15 protein-coding genes are annotated in these 14,681 nt (G+C 68.1%); 4 read left to right on the plus strand and 11 right to left on the minus strand.

Going from position 1 to position 14,681, the window contains the following annotated elements:
• Nucleotides 1-15: 15 nt before the first annotated feature.
• The 8 genes from N8I74_RS14585 to N8I74_RS14620 are packed head-to-tail and all read right to left on the minus strand — an operon-like array spanning nucleotide 16 to nucleotide 4,850.
• Nucleotides 16-657, minus strand: coding sequence for a site-2 protease family protein (locus tag N8I74_RS14585; protein WP_263123836.1), 642 nt, complete (start codon nucleotides 655-657; stop codon nucleotides 16-18).
• 51 nt (nucleotides 658-708) lie between these two features.
• Nucleotides 709-1,332, minus strand: coding sequence for an L-threonylcarbamoyladenylate synthase (locus N8I74_RS14590; RefSeq protein ID WP_263123837.1), 624 nt, complete (start codon nucleotides 1,330-1,332; stop codon nucleotides 709-711).
• 4 nt (nucleotides 1,333-1,336) lie between these two features.
• A complete protein-coding gene (locus N8I74_RS14595) occupies nucleotides 1,337-1,585 on the minus strand; it encodes a hypothetical protein (protein WP_263123838.1) in 249 nt (82 codons plus the stop codon).
• Nucleotides 1,582-2,109, minus strand: coding sequence for a dihydrofolate reductase family protein (locus tag N8I74_RS14600; protein WP_263123839.1), 528 nt, complete (start codon nucleotides 2,107-2,109; stop codon nucleotides 1,582-1,584). The genes N8I74_RS14595 and N8I74_RS14600 overlap by 4 nt, the downstream gene beginning before the upstream one ends.
• Nucleotides 2,106-2,948: a 3',5'-nucleoside bisphosphate phosphatase gene (locus tag N8I74_RS14605; RefSeq protein ID WP_263123840.1), complete on the minus strand. Its 843-nt coding sequence runs from the start codon at nucleotides 2,946-2,948 to the stop codon at nucleotides 2,106-2,108. The genes N8I74_RS14600 and N8I74_RS14605 overlap by 4 nt, the downstream gene beginning before the upstream one ends.
• Nucleotides 2,945-3,229: a SemiSWEET transporter gene (locus tag N8I74_RS14610; RefSeq protein ID WP_263123841.1), complete on the minus strand. Its 285-nt coding sequence runs from the start codon at nucleotides 3,227-3,229 to the stop codon at nucleotides 2,945-2,947. Before N8I74_RS14610 ends, N8I74_RS14605 begins: the two co-directional genes overlap by 4 nt.
• Before the next feature lie 34 nt (nucleotides 3,230-3,263).
• Nucleotides 3,264-4,142 (minus strand): cysteine synthase CysM, encoded by an 879-nt coding sequence (gene cysM, locus N8I74_RS14615; protein ID WP_263123842.1) that lies wholly within the window; start codon nucleotides 4,140-4,142, stop codon nucleotides 3,264-3,266.
• Between the two features lie 36 nt (nucleotides 4,143-4,178).
• Nucleotides 4,179-4,850 (minus strand): HAD-IA family hydrolase, encoded by a 672-nt coding sequence (locus N8I74_RS14620; protein ID WP_263123843.1) that lies wholly within the window; start codon nucleotides 4,848-4,850, stop codon nucleotides 4,179-4,181.
• A gap of 120 nt (nucleotides 4,851-4,970) precedes the next feature.
• Here N8I74_RS14620 and N8I74_RS14625 point away from each other — a divergent pair, with 120 nt between their 5' ends.
• Complete coding sequence (locus tag N8I74_RS14625; protein ID WP_263123844.1) at nucleotides 4,971-5,894, plus strand: helix-turn-helix domain-containing protein; 924 nt, start codon at nucleotides 4,971-4,973, stop codon at nucleotides 5,892-5,894.
• 183 nt (nucleotides 5,895-6,077) lie between these two features.
• On the opposite strand, the gene N8I74_RS14630 is transcribed toward N8I74_RS14625, so the two are convergent.
• Nucleotides 6,078-6,770, minus strand: a complete 693-nt coding sequence (locus tag N8I74_RS14630) for a glutamine amidotransferase (protein ID WP_263123845.1) — start codon at nucleotides 6,768-6,770, stop codon at nucleotides 6,078-6,080.
• A gap of 117 nt (nucleotides 6,771-6,887) precedes the next feature.
• A complete protein-coding gene (locus N8I74_RS14635; protein WP_263123846.1) occupies nucleotides 6,888-8,681 on the minus strand; it encodes a hypothetical protein in 1,794 nt (597 codons plus the stop codon).
• Nucleotides 8,682-9,262: 581 nt separating this feature from the next.
• Between N8I74_RS14635 and N8I74_RS14640 the strand changes: the two genes are divergently transcribed.
• Nucleotides 9,263-11,152, plus strand: a complete 1,890-nt coding sequence (locus tag N8I74_RS14640) for an ATP-dependent metallopeptidase FtsH/Yme1/Tma family protein (protein ID WP_263123847.1) — start codon at nucleotides 9,263-9,265, stop codon at nucleotides 11,150-11,152.
• A gap of 173 nt (nucleotides 11,153-11,325) precedes the next feature.
• Here N8I74_RS14640 and N8I74_RS14645 read toward each other — a convergent pair whose 3' ends face one another.
• Entirely contained in the window at nucleotides 11,326-11,643 is a 318-nt protein-coding gene (locus N8I74_RS14645) for a c-type cytochrome (RefSeq protein ID WP_263123848.1), read from the minus strand.
• 129 nt (nucleotides 11,644-11,772) lie between these two features.
• Here N8I74_RS14645 and cysG point away from each other — a divergent pair, with 129 nt between their 5' ends.
• Together cysG and N8I74_RS14655 are read left to right on the plus strand one after the other, a co-directional pair.
• Complete coding sequence (gene cysG, locus N8I74_RS14650; RefSeq protein ID WP_263123849.1) at nucleotides 11,773-13,167, plus strand: siroheme synthase CysG; 1,395 nt, start codon at nucleotides 11,773-11,775, stop codon at nucleotides 13,165-13,167.
• On the plus strand, nucleotides 13,164-14,531 hold the full coding sequence (locus N8I74_RS14655; protein ID WP_263123850.1) for a diguanylate cyclase: 1,368 nt from the start codon (nucleotides 13,164-13,166) through the stop codon (nucleotides 14,529-14,531). The genes cysG and N8I74_RS14655 overlap by 4 nt, the downstream gene beginning before the upstream one ends.
• Nucleotides 14,532-14,681: the final 150 nt, after the last annotated feature.

Genomic DNA, 14,681 nt, shown 5'->3' on the forward strand with positions numbered 1-14,681 from the left:
GATTCTTATGGGAAATCAGGCAAGCCAGCTGAGCATGCCGTAAACCAGTTCAAGCAACGGGTGCATGATGCCCCCCAGCAACCCGGTTGCCAAGAGCAGCACCAGCACGATGATGCCGTAGGGCTCGATGCGCGCCAGCCACATCGCGTGGCGCGGCGGCAGGCTCAAAAGCAGGATGCGTCCGCCGTCCAATGGCGGGATCGGCAACAGGTTCAACACCATCAGTGCCACGTTGATCAGCACGCCGGCCTGCGCCATCAATTGCAGCGGCACCTGGAAATAGTGGCCATCCAGCATCAGGGCGAACCTGAGCAGCAGCATCCAGCCCACCGCCATCACCAGATTGGAGAGCGGGCCGGCCGCGGCGACCCAGCGTCCGTTGCGGCACGGATCGCGCAACGCGGCGAAATTGACCGGTACGGGCCTGGCCCAGCCGAACAGCAGACTGCCCGGCAGCAGCAGGCACAGCAGCGGGACCAGCACGGTGCCCACTGGATCGATGTGCTTGAGCGGGTTGAGCGTCATCCGCCCCTGCAGGTAGGCGGTCGGATCGCCGAAGTGCCGGGCGGCATAGGCATGCGCGGCTTCATGCAGCGTGATCGCGGCCAATACCGGCAACGCCCAGATGGCGATCTGCTGGATCAGAGTGAGTTCCATGGTGGTGACAGGAATGGGTGGATGGATGTGCAGCGGCAGGCAGGCGCGGCGTCAAAGACCGAAGACAGCGGCCTCGCCCTTGCCCTGGCGGATGATCACGGGTGCATCGCCGGACAGGTCGACCACCGTGGTCGGCTCCATGCCGCAATACCCCCCTTCGATCACCAGATCGACCGCATGTTCCAGGCGCTCGCGGATCTCCCAGGCATCGGTCAGCGGGTAGGGCTCGTCGGGCAGCAGCAGCGTCGATGAAAGCAGTGGTTCACCCAGCTCCTCCAGCAGCGCCAGCGCCACCGGATGGTCGGGCACGCGCAGGCCGACGGTCTGCTTCTTGGGATGCCATACCCGGCGCGGCACCTCCTTGGTCGCCACCAGGATAAAGGTGTAGCTGCCCGGCGTGGCGGCCTTGAGCCGCCGGAACGCCTGGTTGTCCACCTTTGCGTAGGTGCCCAGCTGTGACAGGTCGCGACAGGCGAGCGTGAAGTGATGCCGCTCGTCGAGCCTGCGGATCTGCCGGATGCGTTCGAGCGCCTCCTTGTTGTCCAGGCAACAGCCCAGGGCGTAGCAGGAATCGGTCGGGTAGACCACCAGACCGCCCTTGCGGATGATGTCGGCCGCCTGTTTGATCAGGCGCTGCTGCGGATTTTCGGGATGGATCGAGAAGAACTGGGACATGGGATCAATTCAGTTGGCGAAGCAGGAACGCCACCGCGCAGATGCCGGCCACACAGGCCAGCAGCCAGAACGCGAAGCGCCAGTGGGTGCCCGCGGGCTCGTAGTGACCCCCCAGGCCCCACAGCCACTCGGGCCTGAGGAACGACGCGGCGCCTTCCAGGAAATGCGCGATGGAGTCGAACAGCCACCACGCCAGGAGCAGGTAGAGCGGCGCACACCAGGCGGCGAGCGTCAGCCAATCGGACAGGCTCATGCGCGTGCGTAATGCAGTTGCACCAGCCCATCAGGAAAGGTGTGCGAATCCAACAGGCGCAGCCGGATCGGCGGCACGCCGGCGAACAGGCTGATGCCGCTGCCGAGCACCATCGGCGCCACGCTGACGATGAACTCGTCGACCAGCCCGGCGTTGAGCCAATCCTGCACCGTACGTGCACCGCCGACCAGCCACACGTGCCGCCGCCCCGCCTGGGCGAGCCGTTGCAACAGCGCCTGCGGCTCGCATGCGGTCGCATGCACCCCCTCCGGCACGCGTTCGAGCGGGCGGTGGGTGAACACATGGGTTTCCTTGCCGGCATAGGGCCAGTCGCCGAAGCCCTGCACCTGGGCATAGGTCGTGCGCCCCATCACCAGCGTGTCGATGCCGGCGTAGAACGCGGCGTAGCCGTAGTCCTCGCCGCCCGCCTGGGGCTGCGGCAACCATTCGAGCCCGCCGTCCGGACCGGCGATGTGATCATCCAGCGATGTGGCGATGTACAGCGTTACCTTGGGCAGGGTCATGCGGCCTCCAGCCAGCGGGTCCAGACCGGGGTGCAGCCGGCCGGCAGATCAGGGTTGAGCCCAGGGTCGCGCGCGCCTTCGCCGGTGGCGTGATAGTCGGTGCCGCTGGAGGCGAAGAAGCCGAACTCCTGCGCCAGCCGGCCAAAGCGCGCCACCTCGTGCACGCCATGCACGCCCGACACCACTTCGATCGCCTCGCCGCCCAGCCGGCGGAACTCGGTGAGCAGCACGCGCATGGTTTCGTTGCCCATGTCGTAACGCGCCGGATGGGCGAGCACCGCCACGCCGCCGGCAGCGCGGATCCAGTCGATCGCATCGTGCAGCCGGGCCCATTCGTGCTCGACATAACCAGGCTTGCCGCGCACCAGATATCTCTTGAAGACGCTTTTCATGTCCTTGGCCGCGCCGCGCTCGACCAGATGCCGGGCAAAATGGGCGCGGCTGATGATCTCCGGATTGTCGGCATGGCGCTGGGCCCCTTCGAGCACATCCGGAATGCCCGCCCGCGCCAGTGATTCCCCCATCGCGACCGCGCGCTCGGCACGGCCGGCCCGCACCTGGGCGAGACCGTCGCGCAGCGCGGGGTGGGCCGGATCGAAGCCCAGACCGACGATATGCAGTGTATGCCTGCCCCAGCTGACCGAGATCTCCACACCGCTGACAAAGCGCATGCCCTGCTGCTGCGCCTCGTCCGCCGCCGCCGCCAGGCCGCGCACGTCGTCATGATCGGTGAGCGCGAACAGCCGGCAGCCGCGGCTGGCGGCAAGCCGGGCCACCGCAGTCGGCGTCAACAGGCCGTCCGACACATTGCTGTGGCAATGCAGATCGACCGGCGTCACGCGGCCGGCCCCATAGGCGGGCGGCGCGCATCGAAATGCAGCTTCATCACCAGGACCGCCCCCGCCAGCAGCAAGGTGGCCCCGTTGGCCAGGATCACCGGCAACGCGCGCGCCATCACGCCATACACCAGCCACAGCGTGATGCCGAGCACGAAGATGGCGTACATCGCCAACGAGATATCGCGCGCCGACCGGGTACGCCACACCATCAGCACCTGCGGCACGAATGCCGCTGTGGTGCAGATGCCGGCCACGATGCCGATCAGATTCATCCAGTCCATGTCCATCTCCACTGCAAATCCGCCGCCGATCGCCTCAGGCCGGGAACACCCCGGTCGAGAGATAGCGGTCGCCCCGGTCGCACACGATGGAGACGATGACGGCATCGCGCACTTCGCCGGAGAGCTGCAACGCCGCCGCCAGCGCACCGCCGGACGAGATGCCGGCAAAGATGCCTTCCTCGCGCGCGAGCCGCCGGGTCATCGCCTCGGCATCATCCTGACCGACCTGCATGATGCGGTCGATACGGGAAAAATCGCAGATCGAGGGCACGTATTCCGGCGGCCACTTGCGGATGCCGGGAATGCTCGCGCCATCGGCCGGTTGCACCCCGACGATCTGGATCGCGGGGTTGGCCTCCTTCAGAAAGCGCCCGCAGCCCATGATGGTGCCGGTGGTGCCCATGCTGGAGACGAAATGGGTGATCCGGCCACCGGTGTCGCGCCAGATCTCGGGGCCGGTGGTCTCGTAATGCGCCAGCGGATTGTCCGGGTTGGCAAACTGGTCCAGCACCACGCCCTGCCCCTGCGCCACCATGCTGTCGGCCAGGTCGCGCGCCGCTTCCATGCCTTCGACCAGGATCACCTCGGCGCCGAACGCCTTCATGGTCTGCACCCGTTCCAGGCTCGAATTGCGCGGCATGATCAACACCATGCGGTACCCCATCATGGCCGCTGCCATCGCCAGCGCGATGCCGGTATTGCCACTGGTGGCCTCGATCAGCGTGTCGCCAGGGCGGATCGCACCGCGTGCCTGGGCATGGCGGATCATCGACAGCGCAGGCCGGTCCTTGACCGAGCCGGCCGGATTGTTGCCTTCTAGTTTGACCAGCAGCACGTTGCTGCTGTCGCCTGCCAGCCGCTTGAGCCGTACCAGCGGCGTATTGCCGACGAAATCTTCTAGGTATCTGTACATGGGGCATCGTTCCGGTGGAGCGGCGATTATACCCGTTCACCCGACCACACCGGCGCAGCATCCGGCTTCGGACAGGCTGAGCCCCACGCCGTCGCCCGCTGGCTGCCAATGCACGGCGCGGTAGTCGGCGATGCGGCCGATCACACCGGGCTGCGCCGGCGCGTGATTCCCGACCAGGATCACGCGGCAACCGGCGGCCAGCGCCGATGCAAGCCCGGCCGGTGCATCCTCGAACACCACGCACTGCGCCGGATCGACCCCGAGCCGCCGGGCCGCCAGCAGATACGGATCGGGGGCGGGCTTGCCCTGCACCACCATCTCGGAGGTGACCAGCACCTCGGGCAACGGCAGGCGGCAATGGGCGAAGCGCATCCGGGCCACCGGCAGCGCGGCCGAGGTGGCCACCGCCCAGCGCGATGCCGGCAGTTGCGCCAGCAGCGCGGCAGCACCGGGCAAGGCCATCTGCCCGTCCACCACCTCGGCCTCCAGCGCCTCCAGCCACGCCACCTCGGCCGCCACGTCCAACTGCGGCGCCACCAGCCGCACCGTATCCTCGGTCCGGGTACCGTGGCACACCCTGAGCACCGCCTGCAGGTCCAGCCCGCGCCGCTCGCACCAGACCGCCCAGACGTGCTCGACGGCCTGGTGCGAATCGATCAGGGTGCCGTCCATATCGAACAGCAAGGCAGCGGCGTGGATCAGCGGCATGATGGGGCTCCGGGGTGGATGAACTGCGCCCACTGTAGCGCCGGCACGACTGCCCCATATGCCGTTGCGGTGCAATCTTCTCTACAATCGGCTCATGTTCCGACTGCAGAACTGAACCTTATGCTGACCCGTGAACTGGTCGGCCGCACCTTCGGCCAGGACTGGCACTACATTGCGCTCGATACCGAACGTGTCCCGTTTCTGTGGCACTACCATCCCGAATTCGAGCTGACCTTCACCCGCAACGCCGAAGGCATGCGCTATCTGGGCGGCGACGTGGCGCCGTTCGGCGAGGCCGATCTGGCGCTGGTCGGCCCCAATCAGGCGCACACCTGGCAGGCCACGCCGCGTGCGGATGGCAGGCTGCAGCATGTGCAGGTGGTCTATTTCACCGAAGCGTGGCTGCAGCAGCTGGCCGGACACGGCCTGCCCGAGCTGGCGGGATTCCTGGGCTGGCTGGCGGACGCACGGGATGGCGTGGTGTTCAGCGCCGACTGCACGGCCCAGGTGGCGCCGCATTTCGCGCGGCTGCACATCAGCCGCGGCATGCAACGGCTGGCGTGCCTGTTCGAGATCTTCGATGCGCTGGCGCGCGATACGGCGGCGCGACGGCTGGGAAGCCACCATGGCGTGGCACGCGAGGACGGGCGGCTGCGGGCGGCGCTCGACTTCCTGCACCGCCACTACCGCGAACCGATCAGCCTGCCGCAGGCTGCTGGTGCGGCCGCCACCAGTCCGGCCACGCTCAAGCGCCTGCTGCGCGAACGGCTTGACTGCAGCTTTGTCGAGGTGCTGCTGCAATTGCGCATCGGCCATGCCTGCCACCTGCTGGTCAGCAGTGGGCTGCCGATCCAGCTGGTGGCCGAACAGAGCGGCTTTCCCAACGCCGGCCATTTCTACCGCCAGTTCGCCAGGGCACGCGGGGTCTCGCCGGCCGATTTTCGCCGCCGCTATCACCTGCGGCGCGCCCAGACCGATGCCGAGCCATTTAGTGAACCCGCGCCGTCACTGGAATTCCTGCCGTGCGGGGGCCGGCCGGACTAGACCCGGGCGACAGAACCGTTCCACCAGCGCCGCGCTGATCTGCCGCACCCGTGCACCGCCTGCGGCCAGAGCAGGTCCGCTTCATCGTCTTCAGGCCGTTTCGTGCGGCCGGCCAAAACCACCGCCGGGCTTTGCCGGCCACACCGATGCGCAGCGGCCCCCAACTGCCCGGGCCGCACCGTGTCAGGACAGTTGGGCCAGCCAGCCACCGAGCACCGCGGGCGCCGCGGCGCGTACCTGGGCCGCGACTTCGGCGGTGCGCGCCCGCAATGCCGGTACGCTGATCCCGGCCGCCGCCAGTTCGGCACAGTGACCCACCAGCCACTGTTCGATGCGCGCCGGGTCGGCTTCGGCATGGAACTGCAGCCCCAGCACATTGCCACCGACGGCAAAGGCCTGATGCGGATACAGCGGGCTGCTGGCCAGCAGCGTGGCCTCGGCCGGCAAATCGAAGGTATCGCCATGCCAATGCAGTACCGGCACGTCGTATAGCGGTGCGAGGCAGGAGGCCGCGCCGTCCACACTCAGCGTCAACGTGCCCCAGCCGATCTCCTTGACCGGCCCGGCATAGACGCGAGCACCCAGTGCAGCGGCGATCAGTTGGGCCCCCAGGCACAGCCCCAACGTCGGCCGACGTTGGGCGAGGCGGGTGGCGAGCAGCCGCTTCTCCTCGCCCAGCCAGGGATAGTCCGCTTCCTGATACACGCCGATCGGCCCGCCGCACAGCACCAGCAGATCGGCGGCGAACGCCTCGGCGAGCCCGTACACGCCGGCGTCGCGGTATTGCACGGTGTAGCCGGCCGCCACCAGCGGGGCGGCGAACAGGCCGAGGTCTTCGAACATCACGTGCCGGATCACGGCGGCGGTCTTGGGCATGCGGAGGGTGTCCTGTCCTGATGAGGCGAAGCAATCGCCGCCACAGTGTAGCCGCGAAGGACACCCCGCCAAAACACGCTCGCAAGCCCAGGCCGCACGTGCAGCGGCGCGGCAACGCTATCGGCCTTGCCGCTGCCCGGTCATGTTCTGCACCTGATCCACCGTATCGGGGGCATCGGCCAGCACATCGCGCAGCGGCGCCGCCGGGCTCACCGGTCCCACCACCCGTTCGCCGGGTACGAAGGCATCCCGCCCGCCCCTGACCGGCGGACTGCCGGCCGCGCCGTACACCATATAGGGCTGCATATTGCCCAGACCGGGTGACAGCGCCTGCTGCTGCAAGGCTGATTCCAGTTGGCGTTGCGGATCGGCTGGCATCGCTGCCGGCTGGGGTGCCGTGCCGGACGCCTCGTCCTGCAGCGGCGCCGGTGCATCGTTGTTCAACGCCGCATCCAGGCGCCAGTCGGCCAGCGTGGCCTCGCCGTCGGACAAGGCCGCGACGCGCGCCGCCCATTGTGCCCGGGCCGATGCCGGGATATCCGGTGCGGTCTGGGCCGGGTTCGCCGCGCTGGCCGTGGTGGCTGTCGCGGTCAAGGCATTGCCGACTTCGCGTCGGGTCAGCTGGGCCTGCCATTGCTGATCCAGCGCCTGTTGCGACAGGGTCTGCTGCAGTGCCTCCCGCTGCAGGATGTCGCGCTGCAGCGCTTCCTGCTCGGCCGCCCGTTGCAACGCCGCCTGCTGCGGCGTCAATCCATCCGGCGCTGGGATCTGCGGCGGCGAGGTTGCCGCCGTACCCAGCTGCTCGCTGGGCACCGTGCGCGATGCCGCTGCCAGCGGCTGCGTCGGCGCCGGCGGATCGCGTGTCGCCGCCTGGGCCGCGGCCGTCTGTGTTGCGGTGTTGGTCAATGGCTCGACGACACCCCGGTTCTGCGCGGCAACGGGGAGGGAGCCAGGCGCCGGTTCGTCAAGCGGGCGTGGCCGGTCCGGCGCGGTCCCGCTCACCTCGCCGGCCGCTGTCGTCACCGGTACGGCATCGGCGTCGGGGCCGAGCAGCGCAATCTGCCGCTGCCGCTCCAGTGCCAGCTGCGTCGCCGTCTCCTGCAGGGCCGCCTGCCGCTGCTGCGCATCCACCTGCTGCAATTCCTCCTCAGCCGGCACGGCCTCCTCCGGTGGTGGCGGTGCTGCAGGCTGCGTCTGCTCCGCCTGCCCGGCACGGCGGGCGGCCTCGGCCGGCTCCGGCGGCGCCAGTGGATCGCGCACCCTGGCCTGCGCACTGGCCGCCTGCGCGGCGGCATTGGTCACGGGCTCGACCGCAGCGCGGCGTTGCCCGAATACCGGGTCGGATACCGCGGACGGTGCCTCGCGCGGGCCACCCGGTTCCGATACGGCACGGGCGGCCGCAGTGGCAGCCGCCGTCGCGTCTGCCGTCGTCAGACCGGCATCGAGATTGCGCCCGGCGAGCTCGATCTGCCGTTGCCGCTCCAGCGCCTGCTGCGCCCCGCTCTCCTGCAGCGCCGTCGGCGACGCGACATCCCGTTCTTCTGCCACCTCGGCAGGCGCCGTCACACTGTCAGCGCGTCTGGGGTCGGTCAAGCCAGCAGTGGGCTGTATGCCCGCGGTGGGCTCCGGCCCGACCGCGCCCCGGCTTTGTGCAAACGCCAGGCTGGATACCGGCAGCGGTTCATCGAACGGACCCGGTACGCGCAGCGCAGGCGCTGCGAAATCGACGGTATCCGGTTGTGCAACGTCAGCGGTGACGGCTTGCTCGTCGGCGCCGGGCCCCGCCAGCGCATCCTGTACCGACAGGCGACCCAGCGGAATGGCTTCCAGCAGGGTGGGAATGGCGCCGGGCTGCGCGGGCAGGGTGATGCCCGTGGCAGGGCCGACGGCGGCAAGCGGGTCCAGGGCCATGGCGGCCTCCCTTTCGGCAGTATCTGAGCTTGGAGGGCATCCCGCGCACAAAGTGCACGGCCTGGCGGCCCAACCGACCAGCGTGGGCCCACGCCGGCCCTGCCGCGGCGCCATCTGGATGTCCAGTGAGCCACCTCATCGCATCCAAGCGCTGTTGGCGCCACGCTGGACCCCGCTCCAGGTCGGCGCCGCAACGGCAGTCGGCGGGGTCAACCAACCGGCGATACCGTATGTCACCACTCCCCTCTTAGCTGACAACCGGTGGATTTCATTCGCGATTCAAGCTGGTAAGCTGACGACCAAATCGATAGCAACACCATTCGAACAAGGGCAGGCGCCCCTCCCACAAATGGCGACCGCCCTCCCCCGCTCAGCCGCGCAAGCGGTGTCAATACTAGATCAGGTCAGCTCCCCAGGCTGGTCTTGCAGTTTCGGCCGATCTTCGCTGCGGCTTCTTTCTCACCGACTGGTGACAGCGACATACTTACTCATTAAGTAAATATTCATCTTTGATATGACTGACTTGGCGCGTACGTCCGGCCTGCCTGGACGCACGCGTGCTTTGTCAGCCGGAAGGTACCATGGCTGCTTCTTCATTCAATTCCCGGCGCCGCACAGCCTTGCTGCTCGGCATGGCGGCACTGCTGGCCGCCGCAATCGCCGTGCTGTTCTGGCACGTGCAGCAACAACGCTCGGCGCAACTGGCCGCCACGCAGCAGACGCTGCCGCAAGTGGCAAGGGCAATGCGCGAGGATCCGGCTGCGTGGTTCGCCGCAGAGCGCGATTTCACCGCGCTGGCGCGGGACCTGGACGCGGACCGGGTCACGGCGATCGGGCTGGCACGCAACAGCGTGCTCGTCTCGACCCGTGGCGGACAACGTTATTTCGTGCTCGACGGCCGCGCCACGCCGGTGGCGGACTGGCTGTTGGCGCGCTACCGCGACCGCGCGGCGCCATTCCAGGTGACCCTGCTCAATACCGTGTCCTACGACGGACCGGGCGGCCATGAAACGGGCAATACGCTCGAGGCGGCCGGCCGCGCGCTCAACATCCTGGTGATGCTGGGCCTCGTCGGCGCACTGGTGTGGATGATGCGCGGCGGTGGCGGCGGCCGCCAATACGATCTCAATGTGAAAGTCGAAACCACCTTCGACGATGTGGTTGGCGCCAAGGAGGCCAAACATGCGTTGCAAGACATCGCCGCCTTCCTCAAGGCGCCCGCCTCGTTCGCCGCGCTTGGCGCGCGCCCGTCGTCGGGCGTGCTGATGTCCGGCCCGCCGGGCACCGGCAAGACCCTGCTGGCCCGCGCACTGGCCGGTGAGTGCGGCGTCTCGTTCATTTCCGCCTCGGGCAGCGACTTCACGTCCAAGTTCTACGGCGTGGGTCCGATGAAGGTGAAGGCGCTGTTCAAGGCCGCGCGCAAGCACGCGCCGTGCATTCTGTTCATCGACGAGATCGATGGCATCGGCAAGCGCACCACCAGCGGCAACGGTCCTGCCGAGAGCGAAGGCAACCGCATCATCAACCAGATCCTGGTGGAGATGGACGGTTTCAAGGCAGACGAGGGCGTGATCGTGGTCGGCGCCACCAATCTGGTGGACAACGTGGACGAGGCGCTGCTGCGCGAAGGACGCTTCGACCGCCGCGTGCACGTCAAGCTGCCGGACGTGATCGACCGCGAAGGCATCTTCCAGCTGTATACCGGGCGGGTGAAGGCCGAGTCCGGGATCGACTATGCGCTGCTGGCCCGGCTGACCACCGGCCTCGCGCCGGCGGCGCTGGCGTCCATCGTCAATCAGGCGACGCTGCTGGCAGCCAAGCTGGGCCGCGAACAGGTGGGCCAGGCCGAGCTGACCGAAGCGATCGAAATCTCGCGCATGGGCGAGGTGAACGGTGCGGTACGCGCGCTGACCGCCGAGGAGCGCGAACGGGTGGCGGTGCACGAGGCCGGCCATGCGGTGATCGCCGAGCTGCTCGGCGTCGGCCGGGTGGAGAAGGTGACCATCCTGCCGCGCGGTGGCGCACTTGGGGTGACGCTGGTATCGCCGCCGGAAGACCGGCACCTGCACCGCAAGTCCGAACTGGAAAACCGGATCGTGATGCTGCTCGGTGGGCGCTGCGCCGAACTGCTGACCTTCGGCGAAGCCTCGACCGGCGCCTCGCACGATCTGCAGGAAGCCTCACGCATCGCGTTGGCGATGGTGGCGCAGTACGGTTTCGGCAGCAAAGGCTCGCTGTTCAATCTCGCAGCGATCGACAACCCTGCGCTGGTGCAGCCGGAGATGGGCAACGCCATCGAAGAAGCCAAGGATCTGCTGGCGCGGCTGGAACAGAAATGCATGGCCTGCCTGACCAGCCATGCGGGTGCGCTGCATCAGATCGTCGAAGCATTGCTGGATAAGGAAACGGTGCCGGGAGAGACCGTGGCACAGGCGGTGGCGAACGCCACGCCGGAATTGCGGGTGGCCTGAGGCGGCACATCATGCCGCGGCGAGCTGGGGAGCAACCGCCGCCACCAGCAGCTTGAGAACGCGCAGCATTGCGCGGTATGACCGGCCCCGGGGCCGGTCTTTTTTTCGATGCATCGGATGCGGCACACAGCAATGACCCGGCGCGGCCCCAAAGCCGCTGGCTGTGCGTGCTTCTACCGGTGCTGCAGCACCCAGCGCGCCAGCTGTTCGGCCTCGGCCGGCGTCACCCTGGCACTGGGCGGCATGGGCACGCGGCCCCACGCACCGCTGCCACCGTTGCGGATCTTGCGTGCCAGCCGCGCCGGCGCGCCCGGATCACCCTGGTAGCGGGCGGCGATCTGCTTGAATGCGGGGCCGACCAGTGCGCGGTCGGCGGCGTGGCAGGCCATGCAGGCACGCCCGGCCGCAATCCGGGCAGGATCGGCGGCCGACGCCCCCGACACCGATAGGCCACAGGCCAGCAGGACACAGAGCATCAAAGGAACAGGCATCGGGACGACTTCCGGAACAATGCAATCACGCAATGCAGACTCCCATTTGGGTGGGGAGTCCTTACAATATGGGCATCGGGATTGTGGCCACCGTCGCCGCTTGTGCCCTTGACCTGCATCATGGAGTCCATGGACTACTTTCCGCTGTTTCTCGATCTGCGCGCCCAGCCTTGCCTCATCGTCGGCGGCGGCGAAGTGGCCCTGCGCAAGGCGGGCCTGCTGCAGGCAGCCGGCGCGCAGCTGACGCTGGTCGCACCCGGGCTGGTCGAACCCCTCGCCGCCCGCGTCGCGACGGGCGAGTATGCACACCATGCCCGTACCTGGCGGCGCGGCGATGAAGCCGGCATGCGTCTCGTGATCGCCGCCACCGATGATGCGCAGACCAACGCCGCGGTGTATGCGGCGTGCGAAGCGGCCGGCATCCTGGTCAACGCCGTGGACGATCCGGACCATTGCCGGTTCATCGTGCCGGCCATCATCGACCGCTCGCCGCTGGTGCTGGCCATCGGCACCGGCGGCAACGTGCCGGTATTGGCACGGCTGTTGCGGTCACGGCTGGAGGCGTGGCTGCCGCACGGCTACGGCGCGCTGGCCAGGCTGGCCGGCAGTTGGCGCGAGCGGGTGAAGGCACGCCTGGGCGATCCACTGCAGCGCCGCCGCTTCTGGGAAGGCACGCTCGAAGGGCCGATTGCCGAACGGGCGCTGGCGGGTGACCTTGCCGGCGCCGAGCACGCGCTGGAATCAACATTGATGGCCTACGACGGCGAGGCGGCGACACAGGGCGCCGTCTACCTTGTCGGCGCCGGCCCCGGCAACCCGGATCTCCTGACCTTCCGCGCACTGCGCCTGATGCAGCGCGCCGATGTGGTGCTGTACGACAATCTGGTCTCCGCGCCGATCCTTGAACTCGTCCGGCGCGACGCGCAGCGCATCTACGTCGGCAAGAAGGCCAGCAATCACGCGCTGCCGCAGCAGGACATCAATCGTCTGCTGGTGCAGCTGGCCCGGCAGGGCAAGACCGTGCTGCGGCTCAAAGGCGGCGATCCCTTCATCTTTGGCCGGGGCGGCGAGGAAATCGAAGAGCTGGCGGCAGCCGGGATCCCGTTCGAGGTGGTCCCCGGCATCACCTCGGCCGCCGGCGCCTCGTGCTACGCAGGCATCCCGCTCACCCACCGCGATCACGCTCAGTCGGTGACTTTCGTCACCGGGCATCGGCGGGCGGATCAGATCGAACTAGACTGGCCTCGTCTGACAAGCACAACTGAAACGGTGGTGATCTACATGGGAGTGGCCCAGGTGCCTCATATCTGCGAGCAGTTGATCGCGCATGGCCGTGCACCCGCGACCCCGGCGGCGGTGGTCGAGAAAGCAACCCTGCCGCAGCAGCGCACCCTGATCGGCACCCTGGCCACGCTGCCCGGGCAGATCGCCGCGGCCGGCATCAAGCCCCCCGCGCTGATCATCATCGGCAGCGTGGTCACGCTGGCAGAGCGGCTGGACTGGCGCAAGGACCGCGCAACGTGACACCGCACACCCGCCCCCGCTACGCCCCCGACCCCGACAGCATCCCCGCTTCGCCCGGGCCGCGCAGGATGCGTTTTGCCCGGTTCGGCCGCATCAGCGCCGTGGTCATGCTGGTGCTCTCGGTGGTGCTGTTGCTCTGGCAGCATTTCGGGATGAACCGGACCATCCGGATCGATGCGCACAGCCCCTATCGGGTGCAGATATCGGACGACCGGGTCAACGGCGGCGCCTCGGTGGCACGGCTGGTGCGCAAGGACGGCTTCCTGCTGCTGTATTGCCGGATCGCGACGAGCTACGACTGGCCGTTCTGCGAAATGTCGATCCGGTTGGCGCCTGCCGAATCCGGCATCGACCTGTCACGCTTCGATACGGTGACCCTGGCGCTGGACTACGACGCCCCCGGCTCGCGCCAACTGCGCTTTTTCGTGCGCAACTTCGATCCGGCCTACGGCAAGGCCAAGCAGGAAGGCTCGTGGAAGGCCAACGAGATCAGCTTCGTACCGGCACTCGACGGCGCGGAAAAGACCATTCCGCTCAGCAGTTTCAATGTGTCGGCGTGGTGGCTGGCCGAGTACCGCATCCCGGTCGAGCATGCCGGGCCGGACATGCATCGCGTGCCGCAGATCCAGCTTTCGACCTCGGGATTGAAGGAAGCGGGCGAGCATGTGCTGCGGGTCCGCTACATCGCCTTCCATGGCAAATGGATCAGTCGCGAGCAGATGGCGTTGCTGCTGGTGGCGTTGTGGGTGGGCGGCGCGCTGCTGGCGCTGCTGCTGGATCTGCACCATCTGCGCCAGCGTCTGCGCCGCAGCCGCCGCCGCGAGGACGAGCTGCGCTCGCTGACCAAGGCGTTGCAGCTGGAGAACAAGGTGATCGGCGAGATGGCGCGGCGCGATCCGCTCACCGGCGTGCGCAACCGTGCCGGCATCCGCGACGAGCTGTTGCGCGAGGCGGAGCTGGCCCAGCAGGACAGCCGGCCGCTGGCGGTGCTGTTCGTCGATCTCGACCATTTCAAGCAGATCAACGACAAGCACGGCCACGACACCGGCGACATCGTGCTCAAGCAGTTCACCCGCGAGGTCGACGCCCTGATCCGCCAGGGCGACTATCTGGTGCGCTGGGGCGGCGAGGAATTCGTCATCATCTGTCCGGGCACGCCGCTCGACGCCGCAGCGCAGATGGCGGAGAAGATCCGGACCAAGCTCGCCGAGCTGTCCTGGCACGATGGGCTGGTGGTCACCTGCAGTTTCGGCGTGACAGTGCTTGGCAACGAATCCATCGCCGAATGCCTGCGCCGTGCCGACGCCGCGCTGTACGACGCCAAGCGCAACGGCCGCAACCGGGTGGAGGTGCGCACCCCCTAGCGCATCCCGCGCTGCGCGACCGGGTCAAGGAAGCCGAGGCGATGGGCACTCACCGGCCTGATTGCCGACCTGGCCGATGACCGCGACCGCTGGACCTGCCGCCGCTGCGGCAACCCGCTTGAAAACCCTGTGCCGGTGCCCAACTACAGT

This window comes from Chitiniphilus purpureus, assembly GCF_025642115.1.
Lineage (GTDB): Bacteria > Pseudomonadota > Gammaproteobacteria > Burkholderiales > Chitinibacteraceae > Chitiniphilus > Chitiniphilus purpureus.